This window comes from [Clostridium] fimetarium (assembly GCF_900111235.1).
Lineage (GTDB): Bacteria > Bacillota > Clostridia > Lachnospirales > Lachnospiraceae > Clostridium_N > Clostridium_N fimetarium.
On the sequence record NZ_FOJI01000003.1, the window covers coordinates 291,160 to 314,362 of the forward strand.

The following is a 23,203-nucleotide window of genomic DNA, read 5'->3' on the forward strand; positions in this document are numbered from 1 at the left end:
ATGAACTCCTTTCTAGCCTTTTACAGCATAGCTAAAGCTACTATCTGTTCGGTTCTTCGTGTATCATAATATCTTTCATAATCAGGTTATTTACATTATTGACTTTCATACCATTCTTTGCAGTTGCCGTAATATGATCCAATGTGATATTCTTTAGATATTGTTCCGGCAACCCATACAAAAAGATTGCATTTCCGGCAAATGTATCCACACTTATATTCTTAATCAATACATTTTGAATAGAAGGTGTTCCTTCTGTCCTAGGTATCTTTTCATCTGTAACAGTCTTGTCATGGCTATAGAACATATCAATGTTGATTGCTCCTCGAAACCATCTGCAATCCTGGAATTCCTTTATGTGGTAATACTGCGTAATGTTCTCATATTTGATGTTTTCGATGATACCGCCACGTCCTCTTGGTGCTTTCAGGCTGACAGCAAAGTAAGTATTTTCACATGTGCAGTCCTGCACCAGAACATTTCTGACACTACCGGACATCTCACTTCCTACGGCCACGCCGAAGCCTTCGACAAACCTACAATTTGAGATTCTGATATTTTCACAGGCGATTCCAACCTGTCTTCCTTCTTCATCTTTACCTGATTTAATTGCAATACTGTCGTCCTGGCTGGCAATCATACTATGAACCACATAGACATTTTTACAGGAATCAGGATCAAATCCATCTCCATTTTCAATGCCCTCATAGCGCTTTCCTTCTTCATCATATTTCACATGAATAGAAACCTGATTCAAGGTCACATTGCTACAATATATGGTGTGTACGCACCATGCAGGACTCTGGCGAATCGTAATATCCTTGAAATAAACTCCATTGACATGAATCAGACAGACTGCCCGTCCAGGTTTTCCCTGAAGTAGCTTTGTCTGCTGCTTCCTGAGTATGCTTCCATTGGCGTCGATCACTCCTTTTCCAGCAATCGTTATATTTTCATAGGAACCATCCCGGATTGTATTGATCAGACTTGCGTAGCAGTCAGTCTCAAGACCCTCAAACCTATACTTTATCACAGGAAAATCCTTGATATTGCTGCTTCCCAGAAGGCGCCCGCCTTCTTTGACATACAGTGTCATATTGCTTTTTAGATACAACGCACCACTGACAAAGGTACCTTCCGGTATGATAACTCTTCCTAACTTCGGGCAGTCATCAATCGCCTTTTGGATAGCCAATGTATTAAGTGATTTCCCATCACCTACCGCACCATATGTAGAAACATCGATGTCCTCTGGTTCCTGTGCTGTGGTAACTTCCACAACATTGCTGGTTACAGACTCCCCCGCTGCAGCGACCGCAATTACATGAAATATATAATTTTGGTCAGGTTCAAGTTGCGCTACCGTGAAATCCGTAAAAAAAGTCTCCCCAATCTTTTGATCCTTACTGTAAATCTCATACCTTGTATCAGCAGGACCATCACATAACTTATTCCATATCAATAATATACTATCATCTCTCCAGGTCTCTTTCAAAGACTCTAGAATCAGTTTTTTCTGCTTTAATTGTTCCAACATACTAATGCCTCCAAAATATTTACTCTGGTAATGTAACAATACTACATTCATATCCGTGTAAGATATGTTCCTTGTCATTTACCATCACAGACCGTTGTTTGGTGCTGAAATTCATAATAAAAAGATACTTCTTTCCATCTTTTTTTCTTTCTTTGACCATGACATCCTCGATATAGTTGCAGTTTAGGACGCGTCGTATTCCATGTGTGTCTATCACATCGCTTAAAAACTGGTAATTGAAATCCTCCTGCATCCTAGATGCTACATAATACGCAGTACCACTACCATAAGTTTGCTTTGTTACCGCCGGCTTACCTCTATAAAAATCCTGCTCAAATTCAGCTAATACTGTAGCACCTTGGTTGCGTAAAAGGTCACAAAAATAAGTTGCCCGGTAACTCCTGCCACCATAGGTGATCTTATTGTCTTCATCACCACACAACACATCCGTCTCTTCTGCGCATACTCCAAACACCTGATGCAAATCATATGGAGGAAAGCTCTCATAAGCCAGATCATTTTCATTTACAAGACCGCTATACGCACTCATTACAAAATTTCCACCAGTCTCTATATAGCTCGTGATTCTTTTTTTTGTATCAGGTTTAAATAAATAAAGTACCGGTGCAACTATCAGCTCATAGGATGAAAAATCATCACATTGACTGATTATATCTACAGAGACATAATTTTTCAGCAATGCCTCATAATATTCAAAGATTATATATTCAAAGTCTTTTCCGTTATTCTTAAGGCTCCTCTGCTCTTCTAATGCCCGCAAATTATCCCAGTCATAAATGATTGCAACTTTGCTATACGTCATAGCTCCTTGAATTTTTTTGATTTCTTCTAGTTTTGCCCCAACCTCACATACATCCTGGAACACTCTAGTATCATTGGTTCCACTGTGTCCAATGACTGCACCGTGGAATTTCTCAGATGCTCCACGACTCTTCCTCCACTGAAAGTACTGGACGGAATCAGAACCTGAAGCCACCGCCTGCATGGAGCTTAACATATGCATCCCTGGTCTTTTTAATTTACAAGCATCAGACCAGTTCGTATTACTTGGTGTGCTTTCCATTAGATAAAAAGGCTTCTTTTTCAGAGAACGGCAAAAATCATAATGGAATGATTCATCCACAGCTGGTTCCCAGTCTGACTCTTCATTCCTGCCACAGTGCCATTTTGGATAGCTGTCCCAGCAGGTTACATCCAACACTTTCGCCAATTCGCTGTAATTAATACCGCAATTGAGATTATGCATATTGGTCGTAACCGGTATATCCTTACAATATTTTTTTATTGCCTCTTTTTCAACATTCACCAGATCAATGCTCAGATCAGAATAGAATCTTTGATAATCCAGTGCCAATGCATGCAATGACTGCTCACCAATCGTAGATGGAGACTCTAATTCACTCCAATCGTTATAGATATGACTCCAAAATGCACCATTATACTGAATATTTAGATTGTCTATTGTCTTATATTTGTGCTGCAACCACAATCTGAAGTTTTGTTGGCATTTTTTGCAATGGCATACACCATAGAGCTCATTAGACACATGCCACATGATCAGAGCCGGGTGATTTCCGTAACGCTGAGCCAAAAGTTCATCCATCTTTGTTACTTTTTCACGAAAAATTTCACTACTATTACACTGATTTTCACGATCTCCGTATTGTAATCTGACCCTGTCCTCACGTACCCTCATAACTTCAGGATATTTTTTCACCAGCCATGGGGGTTTACCTGCACTAGGGGTAGCCAAAATCACATGGATTCCATTTTCATACATCGAATCCATGATTTTATCCATCCAGTCAAATGTATAAACACCATCTTCACGTTCGTAACATGCCCAGGAAAAGATGCCAAGTGTTACTTCGTTAATTCCTGCCTCTTTCATATATTCGATATCCTGTGCTAAAATTTCCGGTCTGCCTAGCCATTGATCCGGATTATAATCACAACCATGCAAAAAACATTCCATTTTCTTCACCATTCCTGTGCATCTTTTATTGGCTCACTCTGCAATGGCTTGCAGCGCAAGACATTGACAATTCTCATATCTAGTTTATGTCTGTTCCTAATTTCCTTTGCGTTTTCTCTCTCTTCTGTAATGTTTTCCATTCACAGGTTTCATTTCTGCTTCATCCTCTTCATCTGGTGGAAGAAACTTTTTATAGATTTTTTCCATCTGCTGTTCAATTCCCAACATATATAAAGTAGGTGCTATAACGATAAGCATCGGAAGCACATACACCATATAGACTGAAATTGCAAACGTAATCAGCATAAAGATCATCTTAATCGGATTTCCAAAGGATAAAAAGAACGCATTTTTAAATATCCTTTTCGTATTGTCTTCAAACCTAGCAATATACGGAAAAACGAAAATAAAAACAATTAATTCAAGCAACAGGAGCAACAGGATTAGATAAAAAACATTTCCTACTTTATCCCCCTGCTGTTTTAACTGATAGGTCAGATATGCATCAGATCCAAGAAATGCTCCCACACACAGCAGTATGAGCCATATGATAGTTGACTTCTTAAAATTAGATATAAATGCATGCTTAAATTCGTGGAATATATACCCGTGCTCCTGATGAATCACCTTATGCACCGTATAATATAATGCAGTTGTGGATGCACCAATCGTTACAATTGGTATGCATCCAATGATCCAAAACAAAGAGACAAAGATACAATCCACCAGTTTACTGATACCTCTGAAAAACCCATTTTCTAAGTTGAATAATTCTCCCATTTGTGACCTCTTTCATTTATTTTCCAGTAATCTATAAGTCTGCAAATTGTGTTTCATAAGGCTGCAATACGAATTTTTTATCTCCAGCATCTGTTTTTACTGAAGTTAGCTGTTCTTTTTCACTGTTGTTGATAACAACTATCTTTTTGCTTGATGGAAAATATGCGCATTCTGTCTCTGGATTGTCTGTTAGATACGACTGATCCGTTTTACCATACATCGCATACATCATCAGGTTCAAAAGCAGCCTTGTATTTGCATTGCTTAACTGGAATGCTGACAGATAAATACCCTTACCTTTTCCAAACTTATTAAGTGTTAGAGTTGGAAGACCGCCATCACTGTCCAGTACAACCGTCTCCCCACTGGTTAAGAAACGGTTTTCACGACTCATTATATCATATCCATTCGGAAGGAGGCCATCAATAGTGGTTTTTTCAAACTGCCATTTACCATGACATACCTTTGCACCTGTATCCTCATCTACTCCAAGAATCTGTGCCATTTTAAAATAATTTGCGAAACCTTCCACTGCAGATGGTTCATTGACACCAATAAAAATACCACCATCTATTACCCATTGATTCAGTTTGCAAACGGCCTCTGAATTCTTCCATGCATCGCCACCACTCCATGCAGTACCTGCTTTGCCTGCATTAATAATAATATCGTAGTTTTTCAGTTCACCAGCCTTCACATCCTCAAAGTCAATAAAGGAAACATCCACTGGAAGGCCAGCCAATGCCTCATTAATATGTATTAAATCATGCATATAGGTTTCGTGAAAATGTCCTGACAGACTCCACGAACGGAGTTTGCCCCAACTGTGCAATACGGCAACCCTGCAGGAAAGACTGTAGACATGACTCCCTGCCTCACGTTCTAACTCATGCATCTTTTTAATCTGTCTAAACTCATCTGCAACATTTTCGATATAATCGCAAAAGTAAGGATAATTTTCTACAAGATGCAGATATCCTCCTAAGCCTATGCGGTCAACCGGCTCTCTAAGCAATGCTCTTCTGATACTTCTCCAATATTTCTTTGCTTCCATAGTTGGATCGCCATCATCACAAAATGTTGAGGCGCCGCCAAGCCCATATGGAAATAAATATGGATGAAGTCTCAACTCATGTGTTTCTACATCCACACCGGCACAAAGCCTAGCTTCATAACCAGAGAAAACACATTTGATCAATCCGTCGAATCCAAATTGTGGAAAAAGTTCACTGTAAGGTTCAATGCCTATCCAACTGTCATCATAAAATACATATGCAAGCTTATTATATCTGTGTACCAAGTCTACCAGTTTCTTACCGTAATCAACAACAAACCGATTGATGAAATCAATATAATCTCTTTGATGTTTTTCGGCAGGCATATGAGTAACATGCAATTTTCCCTGATTGATAAAATCTTCTGCGCAAAGCGCATAACCATATTCTTTCTTGAACTCATCGAGCATCATAGGACTGACCGTGAAATCATAAGATCCCCAATCTGAAAACAGACTTCTGTTTTTTTGATTTTCACCCCAAATCCATGGGAAGTTATAAAACATAGATGTAAAACGAACAACCGTAGTTGCTGGATGTTTCTTACACCAATCTTCCAACCACTGATATAAATAATCCTGAGTTTCAGGGTATATTGGATCAACTGGCACTAAATGTTCTTTATCCCAGCTATTCGTAATATGATTATACATGGAAATTTCTTCCCAAATCTGATACGCCATGAAACTTACTGTATAGGTATGATATAATTCTACATTCTGAATCAGTACATTTCCAGCCTCTGGTACAAATCTCCAGTGAGACCTCGGAATGACTTTTTCTGTTGTCCTGTCATAGACTTGCCAGTACTGTAGTGACTCTTGACTATCATTGATTTTAAACTGCTCCAAAAAATATCCATCAAGTATATGTATTGCTACAACATTATCTACAGCCATAATATGTTTTGACATCAAAAAAGTCTGCTGCAGTTTATCCGGATTTGCTTTTGCCCATTCATTATGATCTCTAATAATACAGATTGTAGAATATATACCATAACCTGCCTCTAGTATCTCATCTGAAAGTACTGTTCCATCGCTGTCTCTTATGACATCTGCTCCCCATTTTTTTGCCATTTTTAATGTTAGTTCTTCATATCCCAATTCTCCCGGAATTGTAAAACCACCTTTTTCTTTATCCATTGTTTTTCTCTCCTCGTTAAAAGTATAGTTTAATTTTAAATCATTACTACAGCATTTTTTTCACCGGGTAATTAAAAGTTTAAATATGAAGTTGCTTACAAATATCTGCTGCTGTTCTTCTTGATATTGTCTGGCAATTTCTAATTGTCTCAAATGATATATCTAACTTCTGATTTCCTTTTCTACTTCGATACCCGTTCATGACAATCTCCATAAATTCTCTGCCCGTGATGAGATTCTGCGGCAGAAACCGGTTGTCCTTGATCATATCTTCTGGAATAAGCCCATTTTGATAAGCACATTCCACAGTACCTGCATACAATTCATGACCTACTATATCGACAAATGCATCATTATAAACATTGGTAGGGAAAAAATGCATCGCAGTAATAGCAAGCTCCAATGCTCCCACTCTCGTCAGATTATCATCTGGATTATCCAAATTCTCAAAGAGTTTCTCTGCATTTGGATCTTCAATAAAATCCCAATCAATTGGTGGAACAATTTCAGGTAAAACTTTAGGGGGATTCCATTGGAATCTGCTCACTTTATGGTCTTCTTGAATTGCTCCGTTTTTTAGGAGTTCATCATAAACGTAAGCGGCAAATAAAAATGCACCATAATCATTACTGTGGGTATAGTCCGAAGGAAAATAATATGACTTTACTTTATCCCTTCCAAGTTGTGTTACCAATTCTTTGCTTTTATGATGTAGGTTAACCAGCGGTATTTGAAACTCTTCTGATATTTTTTTGCATTCTAGTGCATAACCATATAAAAGATCATTATATGTATCATCATTTCCTTTCCAGGTGTTTCTGGCTAATGGTGTGACAAGAACAGGCTGAGCGCCCTTTTCCTGAATCTCCTTTATGTAACGGACCAGATTTTCTCTGTATCCTCCATCTGCCATAAGATGAGCTAATTTTTGATCATTGTGTCCAAATTGAAACAAACAGATATCGCCTTCCTTGATCCGGTCTAACATGATTTTGTAATGACCTTCGCTTCTAAAGCTCTGCGTTGTTAGTCCTGAATGTGCGTGATTTGATACTGCAAATGATGTTTCTAAATAATATGGTAACATCTGTCCCCATCCACTGTAGCTGTGATAAGGATAATATGGATAATCTGCGCTTTGATCACAAATTGTTGAGTCTCCCGCAATATACATTGTCCTGCATTTTACAGCCTCAATTTCAATATGCTGCAGATGCACTTCCTCTCCTATCACGGTTATATCTAATGTAGAATCTTTCATTTCATTAGAATACCCTCTTGGAATGATGGGACAGATATTGGTAACAAATGTTTTCTCAAAGCAATGTCCTGCTTGAATTGTTCCAATATACGCTAACCTTCTACGCCCGAGAAATACGTAAACCTCTTTTACTTCTTTTACAGCATATAATGTGATTTTAACCTGATAATTACCTTCTTCAGGGATTTGCGTGATAAAAGTCAATGGAATCTGGTCTGAACAATTTCCATCAATATAGCAGCCGTATTCATCTGCCTTAATTTCAGTGATATCGCTTTCACGGTACCAGTAAACAACATCAAAGCCACTGTTTAGTTCCGATATCTGTAAGCTATTTTGTTTTCTTCTGTTCTTCTCAGTCAAAAATCCAAAGTTAATCTTTAGCTCACTGTTTGTCATATCATATAGCATATTAGCTGGTACCCTAACGCCATCTTTTTTCTGTAAACAAAAATCATATTTCATTTGAGCCCCTTTCTATCTATGCAATCTTTGTGTGAAAATGCTTTTCATTCACACTTTTCAATCATCTATTATCTATAGGGCACTGTCGCTTCTCATATTTTCGTAATCTAACAGCCCGGCAAAAAAAGCAAGTGCCAACCCCTGTCCCCATCCCTGGATCCAGTCTTTCGAAATATTACGATATCCGTCTCTATCCCTCATAACTGCAGTTCCTCCTGATACATCCAGAACGCGGCCATCTTCACTAACATACTTGTTTATGTCTTTTATGAATTTGTTTATATACTTTAAATGCAGTGGATTTCCCTTGTTGAGCATTGCTGCTGCAATACCACAGCTGGCTGATATTTCTTCATATGACTCTTCATCATCTAATATCGTTCTCCAAAGTCCATTCTCAGTCTGCAACGTTTTCAGTACTGCAAGCTGTTCACTTAAAGATCCTACAATATCCATAAACTTTGGATACAAGTAACACTGTGGTAAAATTTTTCCTACTCTAGACATTGTATATGCTGCCCATGCATTTGCACGGCCCCAGTAGAATCCAGACAAATTATCACCTGTAATATTATTATAACCGTGATACCACAATCCAGTTTTTGGATTCTGCAAATACTTGATGTGCCAGTAATACTGGTTCAGTGCATCACCAATAATCTCTTCATCCTTTAGCTTCACACCAACACGGAGTAGAAAATAGGCTGCCATGAACAAAGTATCTGCCCACGCCTGCTGGGGGAAATCATCGTTCGCTGACACTGTATGCTGCAATACCGAGTCTCCAAAACGTAGCGCTTTGTGCCTGATAAAGTCGATCTTGCTCATGACTATATCCCAGTATTTTTCATCACCAGTTGCCTCATATAGCGTAATTAGACAATGTCCCATGGCACAGGTATTTACAGACCATTCAGGTAAACCAAGTTCTATATATTCATCTATTCTTTCTTTCAACAGATTAAGATATTTCTCATTTTTCGTCACTTCATATGCCTTGCTGATTCCATAATAGGCAACACCACAGGACCAATCCCATGTCAGATCCATTTTCATTGTTCTTGTGACAATCCTATCTACAATCTCTTCAATCTCTTGTTTATCAAACTCTAAATTATACATATGCACCTCTATGTCTTTCTTCTATAAAAGGGGGGGCCACAGTTGTAGCAGCCCCCCCACATTTTAACTTATTACTTTGCAATAATATATGAACCCTCGTCGATCAGCTTTTGCTTTTCGTCTAAGATTTCTTGATATCCACCGTCCAGATATTCTTTGCTGTACTTTATGTACTTTGCCTCGAATTGATCTGCTGGACATGTAACAAGATCCACATAAAACTCTTTCCACATTGATTTCAAATCTGGTGAGTATTCAGCTACTGATGCAACTGTCTTTGTGAAAATAGGAGTAATTACACCCAATGGCATATATTTGTCAGCATACTTATTAGCATCTGAAATAAGATATTCATAACCTGTTGGTGCCAATACCTTTAAGTTTGCTTTGTATGTCTTTTCTACTGTTTCATAATGAGCAACTTCTTGAACCAAACACCAGTAATCTTTGTTGTTATTCTTTGAAAGAGCAGATTCTCCTTTATATCCTGCAATAGGAGTTGCAATTCCATCAACCATTGTATAATTCTGGCCTTCAACACCATTCTGTAAATAGAATAGGTTATCTGGCTGATCCATCCAGTTAAGTAACATGAAAATTGCCGCACGTTGCTCATCAGTTGTTTTAGAATTGATACCCATAATCATACCGTAAGATGGATTTTGATAAAATGCAGCTTTTCCATCTGCAGCCATAGCACCACCGTCCATAGTAGCAACCTTTGCAGTAGGGTTGTTAGCTAACAAAGAAGAGATGATATCTGTTGAGCTAGTGAGGTATGCGCCATAAATACCAGACTTACCTGATACGAAATCAGCCTTTGTATCTGTATCTTTTTCATTTAAGTAGAATTCTGTGTCGATTAAACCTGCATTGTATTCAAAATTTTGTTCTTTTAAGTAATCCTTAGATGCTTGCCATGTTAATGGAGCAACATTCAAATCAAGGTAAAGTGCCTTATCCTTGTCTGTTATGTTAGCAGGAAGAGTTCCGTACATATAGTTGAAGCCTGTTTGAAGTAAGAAACCACCGCCATTTCCAAGTCCTGCTGCCTTCCATGCTGCCAATACCTTATCAAGTTCAGCACGTGTCGTAGGCATTTTCATATTAACCTTGTCCAACCAATCCTGACGCATCAACTGAACATAGTTATAATAGATTGGTGTACGTTCTCCAAATGTGAATGCATTCTTGCCATCCAACTTGCCGTAAGTTGCAATTGTATCTTTCAGTGTTGCATAATAGTCTGGTGCATAATTAGCAATCTCATTCAAATCAAGATCTTGTATAGCGCCTTCGCTATAATAGTTAACAGCTTGAGGCATATCATAATGAAAAATGATATCAGGTGCAGTACCTGCTGCGATCATCTGCATGTTATCTGCAACTTCAGTTGTACGGCCGATAGCAACATATTGTACCTTTACATTGTACTTATCACCGAACTGTTTTTGTATCCATTGTGTATAGTAGTTGTTTGTAACATCCCATCCTTCAAATGCGCGATCATAAACAGGGATCTTAATTGTAACTTGTTCTGCAAAGCCCTTTGAGAAGTCTTTATATGCTCCATTTACATAGTTACCACTGGCGCCTGGTTCAGTAGTATTTGTAGTCTTGCTTCCACAGCCGACAACGGTCATGGCAGTCATCATTGTTGCCAGCACAATTGATAGTGCCCTTTTAGTAATTCCTTTTCTCATAAAATAAATCCTCCTTTAATATATGTAATTAATTAGAATATAACTACCCTAGTAATTGCAGATTCTACGTTCTGCATCAACCTTTTACTGCACCAACCATAGTTCCCTGTACAAAATACTTCTGTACGAATGGGTAAACAATTACAATAGGTACTGTCGCAAATATAATACATGCGGCTTTCAGTACTTCAGGATTGGTAAGTACACCAACATTTCCTCCCTCAGCCTGGAAGGATTCCTGTGAAGAAACAACCAAATAATATAATTTCAACTGCAAAGGTCTTAAATCAACACGTTGCTTGATATAAAACAGTGCATCCTGATATGCATTCCAACGTCCCACTGCATAGAATAATGCTATAGTTGCGATTATTGGCTTGGAAAGTGGAACGACAATCCGAGTCAGTATTTTAAAATGTCCAGCTCCATCTACAACTGCTGCCTCTACTAGGCTTTCCGGAATGCTTGCACTAAAATTATTTTTCATAATCAACAGATTAAATGGTGCAAAACACAGTGGAAGAACCAGACTCCATATTGTATCCAACATATGTAAGTTTTGTATTAACAAATAATCTGGAATCATACCTGCTGCAAAATACATAGTGAACAAAATCAAAAATGTCATCAACTTTGCGCCTTTTAGTTCTTTTCTGCTTAATGCATATGCTGCTGAAATCGTCAGAAACATTCCAATCACAGTAAATAAAACAGTAATCAAGATTGTGACTAACAAAGATCTAATTATAGAGCTATCCGCAAAAATCTTTTGATAAGCTGTTAAATTAAAGCCTTTTGGTAAGAGGACTACTTTGTTTGCAACTACATATGCCTCATCACTAATTGAAACTGCAAATACATGAACAAATGGAAACAGACATGTTAACGAAACTAAAATTATAATTAGCCAGAAAAAAGCATCCACTATCTTTCCTATGATTCTACTTGATTTTATTTTTTTTGTTTTCACTTTTTTCCCTCCTACAGAAGTCCTTCTTCTCCAATTTTTTTAGCTATCCTATCTGCTACAACAACAAGAATCAATCCAATAACGGACTGGAATAATCCAAGTGCAGTTGCTTCGCTGAACTTACCACTCTCAATACCCCAACGATAAACAAGTACAGGAATTGTTGTTACATATTCCATTGCTTTTGCATTGGATAAAGCCATAATTCGTTCGAAGGAACCCTGCATCATTTTGCCCAGATTCATAATCAAAAGAATTATGATTGTGCTTCGAATGCATGGAAGAGTAACATGTAAGCAGCTCTGCCACCGGTTTGCGCCGTCAATCTTTGCAGCCTCATATAATTCAGGGCTTACATTCGTGATAGATGCAAGATAAATGATCGTGCCCCATCCCATTGTCTGCCAAACGCCAATCAGTACATATGTAATCAACCACCAGGTGTTTTCCTGTAGAAATGGAATCGGACTTGAACCCATATTAGCAATCAGTGTATTTATAACACCATTGCTTAAACTAAATAACTGATATCCAAGAGCTCCAATGATTACCCAAGAAAGGAAATGTGGGAGATACATTAATGTTTGCGTAATTTTTTTGAACCACTTGCAACGTATTTCATTCAAAATCAATGCCAGGATAATTGGCATTGGGAAACCAAATATCAAGTCTAAAACATTGAGTAGCAACGTATTTCTAACTGCGGGCAAAAAATCTCTTTTTGCAAAGATTTTTTGAAAAACTTCTAATCCCACCCATTCGCTGCCGCCAAAGCCTTTCGCAACTTTGTAATCTTGAAAAGCAATCGTCAGTCCATAGTAAGGTATAAACTTAAAAATAATTATAAATAATATTGGAAGAAACATTAGTGCATATAATTGCCATGTCATTTTTAGATATAGTTTTGTGCTACCTTTGCGCTTTACTTTAGCATATTTTTCTATATTGTTTTTCTTTTTCAACTTTATCTTAGCCTCCTTGTATAGTTTTTCAGATATTTTATATTTTTATTATACATTTTAGCTAGTTTAATATCTTGTCATACGAAATCGATTTCTATGCATTTTTGTCCATTTATCCGAATTTCAATTGCAATTTATGACAAGCAATTCTATAATGAATTTATCAGTAACGAAAGGTCGTGAGAATTTTGTCAAAAGCCAAAAAAAAGATCATTGAATTCCGTAATTATAGTTTGCAAACGAATTTTCCAATCTTACTCTTATCTGGAGATGAATGGCATATTTCTGATATTCCATCCACCAGACTGCATTTCCATAACTGCCTAGAAATCGGTCTGTGCGAAGAGGGTAGTGGTTCCCTTGAATTTATGAATAAAGTGCTACCATTTCATACAGGTGATATCACGTTGATTGCTAGCGATGTTATTCATACCACCTATTCCACTCCTGGAACCTCCAGCAAATGGAGCTATATTTTTATTGATGTTGAGGAATTTTTCCATCCTTACTTTTCTTTAGATATACTATCTCAAAACGACATGATTCAAAAGATAATCTACTCTTACAGTTCTATATTTTCAAAGGACAAATATCCCGAGATATATAATATAGTCATACATATAATTCACACACTTAAAAATAAAGACTTGAATTACAAATATGCGATATTTGGAACACTGATGGCATTTCTGGTTGATGTCATGAACATATATATTAACCCTGATGATCCTGAACTCTTTATTATACAGACTTCTGGCGATTCTCTAGCTATTACACCTGCTCTGGATCACATTCGTAAAAGTTATATGTTGGATTTTTCAATGGACTCCCTTGCGCAGATGTGTGGTTTGAGTTCTACACATTTTCGCCGCACTTTCACCACTGTTATGAATACTAGTCCTTTGGACTATCTAATTAAGATCAGGATTGAGAAGGCATCTTTGTTTCTTCAGACAACTGACATGCCAATTCTAAGTATATCAGAAGAGGTTGGGTTTCATTCCTTGTCCAGTTTTAATCGTCATTTTAGCAGTATTGTGGGCGAAACACCACGAGACTGGCGCAAAAAGATGTCATTTGCGCATAATCTTTCCATATTCCAAAATACAGGCTGGATGACTCCGCCCAAAGTATGATGCGCAAGTAAAAGAATGGATGACTCAATGAATCAATAATATCAAGTGTAACCAAAATGCAGTAACTATATGCGCCTGATCAGACCAGATACTCTGGCTGTATCACAACAAACTCATACAGTTACTGCATTTTGATTGCTATCTTTTAATATCTATCTCATCTTTGGCTCTCCTACCACTTGTGATAGGGGCATTTATGTTTTTTTACTGCTGCTCTCACTTCCACAAAACAGCCGCAAGCCTGGCAGGTTGCCAACGAAAGCCACTCACACATTCTACAGCTTTCAAGCCTTTCCTGGAAAATATTTTCTGGCGTCTTCTCTGCTTTCGGTAGTTCACAGATATAACGATATACGATTTCCTTTTCTTTTCCTGCCTCTGCATCAATCAGTAGGCATTTTCGACATTCTCTCTGTGAAGTATTTTGTTCCACTATTTATTTTCCTCTATTCGTAGGAGCACAATACTGCATGGTGGGAGTTCAATGCTTAATTGTCCATCATTTGCTGTATATCCATTAAAATCTGTTTCTGATACTACGTTTCTATCTTCAAAGATATTGTACTCATCGATTTTTCCTGTCAGTATTCTTGCTTCAATTACTTCGAAGTTGCTAATTCCTTCCATGCTTACGCTGACATTTTCAGGCTGGTCTGTGGATACATTGGTGATGGTCAGATTAATTATCCCATCGCTACTTACCGACGCTGTCTGTGTGATTTTAGGTACCTGTTCCTCTTCTTTTATTCCGACATCTGTATTTCCTGTCAAATTCGTATGTAACAAATCTGCACCCTGATGATGACGGTACATATGAAATGCATAATAGGTCGGTGTCAAGATCATATCACTACCTTCCGTAAGTATAACAGATGCGAGAACATTTACAATCTGTGCAATATTTGCCATACGAACTACCTTGCAGTGATGATTGAAAATATCAAAATTAATTGCCGCTACCATGGCATCACGCATTGTATTTTGCTGATACAAAAAGGCTGGGTTTGTACCCGGTTCCACATCATACCAACATCCCCATTCATCCACGATAAGTGAAACCTTATCTTCATCCGCATATTTGCTCATAATCCTGCTATGTTTCTTTACCAATTCTTCCATGAAAAGTGTCTTATGCAATGTTGTATAATACTGTGATTCATCAAAATCTGTAGCACTGCCCTTGTGCTGCCAGTCGCCGTTTGGTAATGTATAGTAATGGAGTGATAACCCATCCATGAAACAATGCAGATGATCTGGTGCTTTGTATGCACAGGTCTTCATTACCTCCTCTGTCCATTCATAGTCACTGGAGTTGGCACCACAACATACCTTAAAAATAGGATTTTCATTATCGTAGTTTCGAACAAAGGTCTGATATCTGCGATACAGATTTGCATAATACTGTGGAGTCATATTGCCGCCGCATCCCCAGTTTTCATTTCCAACACCAAAATAATCCACACGCCAAGGCTTTTCCCGTCCATTTTTCTTTCTAAGGCCGGCCATTGGAGATTCCCCATCGAATGTCATATATTCGACCCACTCGTTCATTTCCTGAACTGTTCCTGAACCAACATTACCATTGACATATGTCTTACAACCCAACTGTTCACATAATTCGAAAAATTCATGGGTACCAAATGAATTGTCTTCAACGACTCCACCCCAGTTAGCATTCACCATACGCTTTCTGTCAGATTTCGGGCCTATTCCATCTTTCCAGTGATATTCATCTGCAAAACAGCCTCCAGGCCATCTAAGTACTGGCACTTTCATTTCTTTTAATGCTTCCACAACATCATTACGCATACCGTTGGTATTCGGAATTTCTGATGATTCTCCTACATAAATCCCCTGATAGATGCATCTACCTAAATGTTCTGAAAAATGTCCATAAATCTCAGGATTGATAAAGCCTTCTTTTTGCTTGCTGTCAATGTATAATTTCGTCATATTTTTATTCTCCTTTTTTAGTGAAACGCGGATATTTACTATTCCTTCTCCAGGAATTTATACTGTGACATATATAGCTCATAATAGCTGCCTTTTAAATCAAGCAACTCATCATGGCTGCCCATTTCTTTAATGGACCCACCATCTACATACATGATAAAGGTGCAGTTCTTAATCGTTGAAAGACGGTGAGCAATGATGAAAGATGTACGATTTTGAAGTAGTTTGCTTAACCCTTCCTGCAACAGTATCTCTGTCTGCGTATCTATACTTGAGGTCGCCTCATCCAAAATCAAAATCTTCGGATCTGCCACCAGTGCCCTGGCGAAGCTAATCAGTTGCCTCTGGCCTACCGATAATCGGGTTCCCCTTTCGTTTACCTGTGTCTGATAACCATCTTCCAAATTAATAATAAAATCATGGGCATGAACCGTTTTAGCTGCCTTGATAACCTGTTCATCGGTTGCTTCCATGTTACCGTAGCGGATATTATCAATGATGGTTCCCGTGAAAATAAAGCTATCCTGCATCATGATTCCCATTTGCTTTCGAAGGGACTTGATTGTTGCCTTGCTGATATCCACTCCGTCAATCGTGATTTCTCCAGAATCCAGATTATAAAATCTACTTATCAGGTTGATAATAGTAGTTTTCCCTGCTCCGGTAGGGCCGACAATAGCAACCGAATCTCCTATCGCCGAGTGGAAATTAATTCCATTCAGGATTTTAACTCCATCCTCATAGCTAAATGTTACGTCCTTAAAAACTACTTCACCCTTAATCGCGGGCATTTCTATCGCTTCTTCACAATCCTTGACCAGCACTGGTTCATCGATTGTTTCAAATATCCTCTCTAGATAAGATACCGCAGTAAGTATGGAGTTATAGAAGCTAGCTAAGGTATTAACGGGCGCCCAAAATCTTCCAATATATCCTGTCATCGCAATAATAACGCCAGCAGTAATTCCTTGCATGCTGTTATCTAGCCAGGAGATTCCGACTACATAAACCGCAACATAGCTCCATGTTGAAATATTGTCAATAGCCGGCCACATCAGGAAGTTCAGCTTTACTGCCTTTATCCAGGCCAACCTGTAGTCATTACTTAAGGTATTAAATATTTTAATATTTTCCTGCTCCCTAGTAAAACTCTGAGTAACACGAATTCCATTAATACTCTCCGCTATATATGCATTCAAATTTGAAGACTTGTTGCTGGAAATCTGCCATGCAACTCTTTGCTTTTTCTTGATTATAAATATTATTATAATCAGAAGCGGAAGTCCTAGCAGACAGATTAGTGTCAGCTTCACATTAACAATTAACATAAAGCCTATGATAAATAAAAGGCTAAATAAATCAGTAATCGTATTAACGATACCATTAGAGAGTAAATCACTAAGACTGTTAACATAGTTCACTACCCTAACCTGAATCTTTCCGTGAGGCTTATCGTCATAATAAGAGAACGGTAGCGCCTGAAGATGTTCAAAGATATCACTTCTGATATTATGTATAATATTTTGTCCTATTTTTGAAGTCAATGATATTTTAAAAGACAGAATTACTGATATCAACAAAAAAATAACTAACTGCAGTATGCTTACTAAAATAATTGCCTTAATGTTCTTATTTGGAATATAATCATCCATTATCTGCATAAGAAAGATAGGTGTTAGTAAACCAAGCATGGAAGATATTGATACAAAAAATATAGTGATAAGTAATTCCTTCCTATATGGTTTAATGTAAGCACCTAATCTTTTTAAATGAGAGAAATTAAATTCAGTCTGTAGCGTTTCATCAATGTCGTATTTATTCCGAGCCATATTTTTCCTCCCCTCTAATCACATTAAAGTCACCGTACTGATGATGGAATACGTTATAATAGTAGCCTCTCTTTTTAAGCAGTTCTTCATGATTACCTGCTTCAATAATTTCACCGTTATCCAGAACCAGTATCTGATCGGCATCTTTAATCGAAGAAATACGATGAGCAATAATAAAGACTGTATGCTTTGCATGAATGGAGCCTAGAGCATTTTGAATCTGAGTTTCAGTTTCCATATCTACTGCCGAGGTAGTATCATCCAAAATAATAATGGATGGTTTTTTTAACAGTGCTCTAGCCAAAGATATTCTCTGCTTCTGTCCACCTGAAAGACCTACTCCACGTTCGCCGACAATCGTATCATATCCCTCTGGCATTTGCTGTATAAAATCATGAGCATTGGCTATTTTCGCCACTTCCACAACCTCTTCAAAACTACAGGATGGTCTTGCATAGGCAATATTGCCTTCAATCGTATCAGAAAAAAGGAATACATCCTGCATAGCCATTCCGATATTTCTTCGCAGTGAGAACAAATCCATATTCTTTAAGTTTATATCATCCACTAAAATCTCACCGGATGTTACATCATAAAAACGGCATAATAAGTTCATTAAAGTGGATTTTCCAGAACCTGTTGCTCCGATAATTCCCACCGTTTGCCCCGGCTTCACATGCAAATTAATATCTTTTAGGATTACCTCATCCTTCGCATGATAGCTGACATGGTTGAAGATGATGTCCCCCTTAAATCTCTCCTTCTCGATTGCATTTTCTGGTATCTTGATTTCTGGTTCTACAGCGATAGAGGAATAGATTTTTTCTATGGATGTAACAAAACGTTGGTAATCATTAGCAAGCCAACCTGCCTGGCGCAGCGGGTTATTTAGCATCCATAGATATCCGCTAACAGTAACCAGCTTCCCAATGGTTATATCATTTCTAAAAACCATGATTCCACCAACTAAATAAAGGATTACGGTAAGTATATTGGACATAAATTCAAAAACAGGTACATATTTTTTCCATATCCTAGCTGCATTCAGTTCAGCCTCACGATAACCGTCATTTTCTCTATTAAACTTATCAATTTCAAAATCTTCTTTCGTAAACGCTTTCACTACACGGTTACCACTTACATTTTCCTGTACCGCTGAGTTCAAACTGGAAAAGTGCTGTCTAATATTATGGAAAGCCGGTTTTACACTCTTTAACTGCCTGCTAGCCACAAAGGCTGATATCGGCAATACAACAATCATACAAAGAGCCAACCGCCATTCCACAATAAAAATCATGAAAAGTGCTATTGAAAAAAGCAAGATATTTTCATATATACTATAAATTACATACGCAACAAAATGCCTGACTGCCTCCATATCACCCGTTTGACGTGACATAAGATCACCGGTGCGATTTTTGTTATAGAAATTGAAATCTTGTTTTAAAAATTTTTGATAGACATGATCCCTCATCGAATATAGAATGTTTTGGGATGACCACTCAAAGATGACAAGCGAACTGTATTTCAAGGCAGCACGAAGTAGTGTTGCAAGAATCATAACCAACATCATTAGCGGAAGAATCTTTCGGTTTCCACCCTTGATTACTTCATCCACGATAATACCAGAAATCTGTGGGTTAACGATTGCGATTACACTTGTACATGTAACAAGCAGTAGCGCAAAAATTATTTTGGGACTATATTTCTTAAGAAAACTATAAAACCATTGCATTGCTGTCATTTGTGAACCTCCTCATTAATATGAAACGAATTTTATACCAACGTCCCATATTCCTCTAGTAACTTATGATATCTTTATGAATATATTGATTTTTTGTATATGGTTTTGCTTTTCCAATCCTTAATAAAGGACACTCATCTGTTCGAATAATATTCACAAAGCATTAATTTCCTGCACTTTCATACTTATTACATCCATAGCAGAAATATCGGTATGCAATACCAAAGAATATAACCGCCACTATTATCTCTAATATAATTGTACTATACAGCGTACTTGTCCCAAGAAAAAAACTGGCAGGGATAAATGCAGTAAACCCAAACGGTATTATATAAGATAAAGTAAATCGTATTGGCTTATTATAAATTCCCAAAGGATACTTTACAAAATCCGAAAGGTTATATCCCAAATACAAAATCTGATAAGCATCCATAAAGAAAAAAGCATTGGTAGCAAGTAAAAGCTTTAGTGATAAATAGATAAGCGCACCAAAGATAATTGAAATAGTAAACCAGATAACACTGCCAATCGTTATAGCAATACCCAAATGAGCTGTGGCATATATAACAAGTACCATTCCCACAAGAAATTCACCAATGCCATCCGGACAACATTGCTCTATCAGTATCTGAAATAATGGATTCACCGGTCTAAGTAGATATCGGTCAAACAAACCTTCCTTTACCGTCTTACGCGTAAATATCCATAAATTATTCGTAAAAAAATGATCTATCCCTCTAGGTATTTGTGCATATCCATAAATAAAGACCAACTGATAAAAACTCCATCCGTTTAAATCTGGTATTTGCTCAAATATAAGATATAAAAAAACAATTCCCAACATTTGATTTAAAAAGAAGGAAAAAAAGCCTACCGTAAAGTCTACTTTTGACTGCATCTGTGTTTTCATATATTGCACAAGAAATATTTTATATAAATTCATATAACGCTTACAACTTTTTAGCATATCCATGATTTTCCTCATCCCCCTAAGATTGTTAATCTTTTAATAGCAGAAGACCATAATAATTTTCCCGCTAAATAAAACAACAATATCCATACTATTTGTAGCATCAATGCATATACAACTTCTTTTCCATTTAATTTACCCAGGTAAATCATAATGGGCGTGTAATTCATCGAAGCAAACGGAAATAAGCGAAATATCTTTTCAAGATATTCGGGAAAGAATGTCAATGGTATTAAACTACCCGAAAAAAATTGTACTATAACAGACATTGCCATGCTAAATCCAAAAAAATATGTCGTATAAAAAGAAAACAGTCCAAAAAAGAAGCCAAAACAAAACATACATAAAAATCCGAGGAATGCACTAAACAAATATAAAACAAAATTAAATGACATCGGTATTTTTACAAACCCAATTACCATGAAAATTATAAAGAAAGGAATGATCTGAAAGAAAACATTACCACACAATCCCCCTAAGCTTTCAAAAAATTTGATAATCCTATAGCTGATTGGACGTACAAGTTGAATTGCAATACTTCCATCTGATACATCAAAAGCTATATTCATTGCTAAAGAACCAGTGATTCCCGTAATGAGACCCGTCAAAAAATTCATTGTGATATATGCTGTCATTTCAGTAAAGCTAAACCCCCTAATAATTGAATTTACACTTGACCCATATATTGCTTTCCACAAGAAATATATAACAAAAACTGTAAACAACCTGCTTAATAATGTGATAAAAAATGCTCCTCTATAAGCCATGCTACGTTTAATGGTATTAAGCGCAAATGGGGTATAGCATTTAATTCGATTTATTCTCATCGCTATTCATCTCCCCGTTAATGAATATTTTCTTAACAATGTCTGTCAAATCTCCTTGTTTTAGCAAAACTTGTAGCATATCATCAAAGATGATTTTTCCATTGTCTATAATAATGATATGGTTGCATAGCTCTTCAATATCAATCATATCGTGTGTTGTAAGTATAATTGTCGTGTGAAAATTCCGATTTAATTCTCGTATTGCTTCCCTCATTTTGTCCTTAACAACTACATCAAGTCCGATAGTGGGTTCGTCCAAATAAAGGACCTTGGGATTATGTAATAATGCTGATGCAACATCCGCGCGCATACGTTGACCTAAAGATAAGGTTCTTACTGTTTTATTTTCAAAATCTTTTATTCCTAATATATCATTTGAAAATTCCATTCTTTGTTTATAGTCATAATCTGATACCTGATAGATTCCTTTTAATACCGTAAAGGATTCAATCACTGGTAAATCCCACCACAATTGAGTTCTTTGTCCGAACACTACGCCTATATTTTGGGCATTTTCCATTCTGTTTTTGTATGGTTCTATCCCTCTCACGTGACAAGTTCCCTCTGTTGGTACCAAAATACCTGTAAGCATCTTAATTGTAGTCGACTTGCCTGCCCCATTGCTTCCAATGTAGCCTACGATTTCACCCTCTTGGATAGAAAAAGAAACATCATCGACGGCTCTTTTAATAATCTTTTCATTTGTAAATAAAGATTTTACAGTTCCTCTCAGCCCCGGATATTTCTTATTTGTTCTAAATTCCTTTACTAAATGTTCAGCTGTTATAATCGTTGACATATTTTTTCTCCCCCATTTTCTATGTTTTTTAATTCACTTATCAAATCTGTAACACCCACTCATGTAGCTTTCCCCTTAAAACATTAAATTTAATTGATTTTATTTAAACTGTCCTTTTAACCATTCAATACATAGATTCATCCAGGTAGCAATATGAGGATATACACCCATACCTTGCGCTTTAGTTTCCTCATTTGCCAGCGAAAGACCATGTGGTCCATGGGGAAATATATGTAATTCAAAAGGAATATTATTTTTGCGTAACCCTTGTGCAAATAGTAATGAATTTTCTACTGGAACAGCACCGTCATCGAACGTATGCCATAAAAATACCGGTGGAGTTTTATCAGAAACCTGATTTTCCAGGGACATTTCCTGATATAGTGGGTCATTCAAATCATTACCTATCAAATTTTCAAACGAACCTTTGTGTGCAAATGGACCGGTTGTGATAACAGGGTATGCTAGTATCAGTGCATTGGGCTTATTCAGACCATCTGTAATCCCAGGGCATTCCTTCAGATATGGTTTATCCCAGTGAACAGAAAGACTTGCTGCAAGATGTCCGCCAGACGAGAATCCACACACCGCAATCTTGTCAGCATCTATATTCCATTCCTTTGCATTTTCTCTAATAATATTCATAGCTCTGGATACATCCCAAAGTGGTTGAGGATGCTTATTGGGAGCTACACTATAATACAGTACAAAAGCATGAAATCCAGCAGAATTATACGCAAGTGCAATTGGTTCTGCCTCTCTTTCGGATGTAAGTACATATCCGCCTCCAGGACATATTAGCACTGCTCCTCTTATCATTTCACCTTTCAGTATATAGGTATCTAATGTGGGTCTGAAGTCATCATTACCTTTACCTTCATAAGGTAGATCTTTCCACAAATCAATCGTTTTCGTTATCATTTTATACACTCCTTTTTTATGTAGTTGT

General features: G+C 37.2%; 18 protein-coding genes. 1 reads left to right on the top strand and 17 read right to left on the bottom strand.

Features of this window, described 5'->3' with window-relative positions:
* Nucleotides 1–40 precede the first annotated feature (40 nt).
* The 9 genes from BMY18_RS05685 to BMY18_RS05725 form a co-directional block, all read right to left on the bottom strand.
* Nucleotides 41–1,537, bottom strand: coding sequence for a glycoside hydrolase family 28 protein (locus tag BMY18_RS05685; RefSeq protein WP_170841310.1), 1,497 nt, complete (start codon nt 1,535–1,537; stop codon nt 41–43).
* Between the two features lie 19 nt (nt 1,538–1,556).
* On the bottom strand, nt 1,557–3,545 hold the full coding sequence (locus tag BMY18_RS05690; RefSeq protein WP_092451461.1) for a beta-galactosidase: 1,989 nt from the start codon (nt 3,543–3,545) through the stop codon (nt 1,557–1,559).
* Between the two features lie 84 nt (nt 3,546–3,629).
* The gene (locus BMY18_RS05695) at nt 3,630–4,313 is read right to left on the bottom strand and encodes a YesL family protein (RefSeq protein WP_092451463.1); all 684 of its coding nucleotides are present in this window, start codon (nt 4,311–4,313) and stop codon (nt 3,630–3,632) included.
* A gap of 31 nt (nt 4,314–4,344) precedes the next feature.
* The gene (gene gnpA / locus BMY18_RS05700) at nt 4,345–6,513 is read right to left on the bottom strand and encodes a 1,3-beta-galactosyl-N-acetylhexosamine phosphorylase (RefSeq protein ID WP_092451465.1); all 2,169 of its coding nucleotides are present in this window, start codon (nt 6,511–6,513) and stop codon (nt 4,345–4,347) included.
* Nucleotides 6,514–6,592: 79 nt separating this feature from the next.
* Nucleotides 6,593–8,239, bottom strand: coding sequence for a rhamnogalacturonan acetylesterase (locus tag BMY18_RS05705; protein ID WP_092451467.1), 1,647 nt, complete (start codon nt 8,237–8,239; stop codon nt 6,593–6,595).
* A gap of 72 nt (nt 8,240–8,311) precedes the next feature.
* On the bottom strand, nt 8,312–9,361 hold the full coding sequence (locus tag BMY18_RS05710) for a glycoside hydrolase family 88/105 protein (RefSeq protein WP_092451469.1): 1,050 nt from the start codon (nt 9,359–9,361) through the stop codon (nt 8,312–8,314).
* A 71-nt stretch (nt 9,362–9,432) separates the two neighbouring features.
* A complete protein-coding gene (locus BMY18_RS05715; protein ID WP_092451471.1) occupies nt 9,433–11,064 on the bottom strand; it encodes a type 2 periplasmic-binding domain-containing protein in 1,632 nt (543 codons plus the stop codon).
* Nucleotides 11,065–11,140: 76 nt separating this feature from the next.
* On the bottom strand, nt 11,141–12,034 hold the full coding sequence (locus BMY18_RS05720) for a carbohydrate ABC transporter permease (RefSeq protein WP_092451473.1): 894 nt from the start codon (nt 12,032–12,034) through the stop codon (nt 11,141–11,143).
* Nucleotides 12,035–12,045: 11 nt separating this feature from the next.
* On the bottom strand, nt 12,046–12,996 hold the full coding sequence (locus BMY18_RS05725; protein WP_242940970.1) for an ABC transporter permease: 951 nt from the start codon (nt 12,994–12,996) through the stop codon (nt 12,046–12,048).
* Nucleotides 12,997–13,184: 188 nt separating this feature from the next.
* Here BMY18_RS05725 and BMY18_RS05730 point away from each other — a divergent pair, with 188 nt between their 5' ends.
* Complete coding sequence (locus BMY18_RS05730) at nt 13,185–14,132, top strand: AraC family transcriptional regulator (protein ID WP_170841311.1); 948 nt, start codon at nt 13,185–13,187, stop codon at nt 14,130–14,132.
* A 172-nt stretch (nt 14,133–14,304) separates the two neighbouring features.
* On the opposite strand, the gene BMY18_RS05735 is transcribed toward BMY18_RS05730, so the two are convergent.
* The 8 genes from BMY18_RS05735 to BMY18_RS05770 all read right to left on the bottom strand — a co-directional run bounded on the left by BMY18_RS05735 (nt 14,305) and on the right by BMY18_RS05770 (nt 23,175).
* Nucleotides 14,305–14,565: a DUF6171 family protein gene (locus BMY18_RS05735; RefSeq protein ID WP_092451477.1), complete on the bottom strand. Its 261-nt coding sequence runs from the start codon at nt 14,563–14,565 to the stop codon at nt 14,305–14,307.
* Complete coding sequence (locus tag BMY18_RS05740) at nt 14,565–16,085, bottom strand: alpha-N-arabinofuranosidase (RefSeq protein ID WP_170841312.1); 1,521 nt, start codon at nt 16,083–16,085, stop codon at nt 14,565–14,567. The genes BMY18_RS05735 and BMY18_RS05740 overlap by 1 nt, the downstream gene beginning before the upstream one ends.
* 38 nt (nt 16,086–16,123) lie before the next feature.
* Entirely contained in the window at nt 16,124–17,914 is a 1,791-nt protein-coding gene (locus tag BMY18_RS05745; protein ID WP_092451481.1) for an ABC transporter ATP-binding protein, read from the bottom strand.
* Nucleotides 17,901–19,658, bottom strand: a complete 1,758-nt coding sequence (locus tag BMY18_RS05750; protein WP_092451483.1) for an ABC transporter ATP-binding protein — start codon at nt 19,656–19,658, stop codon at nt 17,901–17,903. Before BMY18_RS05750 ends, BMY18_RS05745 begins: the two co-directional genes overlap by 14 nt.
* 163 nt (nt 19,659–19,821) lie before the next feature.
* On the bottom strand, nt 19,822–20,631 hold the full coding sequence (locus BMY18_RS05755) for an ABC transporter permease (RefSeq protein ID WP_170841313.1): 810 nt from the start codon (nt 20,629–20,631) through the stop codon (nt 19,822–19,824).
* Nucleotides 20,632–20,639: 8 nt separating this feature from the next.
* On the bottom strand, nt 20,640–21,455 hold the full coding sequence (locus BMY18_RS05760) for an ABC transporter permease (RefSeq protein ID WP_092451487.1): 816 nt from the start codon (nt 21,453–21,455) through the stop codon (nt 20,640–20,642).
* A complete protein-coding gene (locus BMY18_RS05765; protein WP_278280983.1) occupies nt 21,436–22,254 on the bottom strand; it encodes an ABC transporter ATP-binding protein in 819 nt (272 codons plus the stop codon). Before BMY18_RS05765 ends, BMY18_RS05760 begins: the two co-directional genes overlap by 20 nt.
* Before the next feature lie 99 nt (nt 22,255–22,353).
* On the bottom strand, nt 22,354–23,175 hold the full coding sequence (locus BMY18_RS05770) for an alpha/beta hydrolase (RefSeq protein ID WP_092451489.1): 822 nt from the start codon (nt 23,173–23,175) through the stop codon (nt 22,354–22,356).
* Between the last annotated feature and the right edge of the window lie 28 nt (nt 23,176–23,203).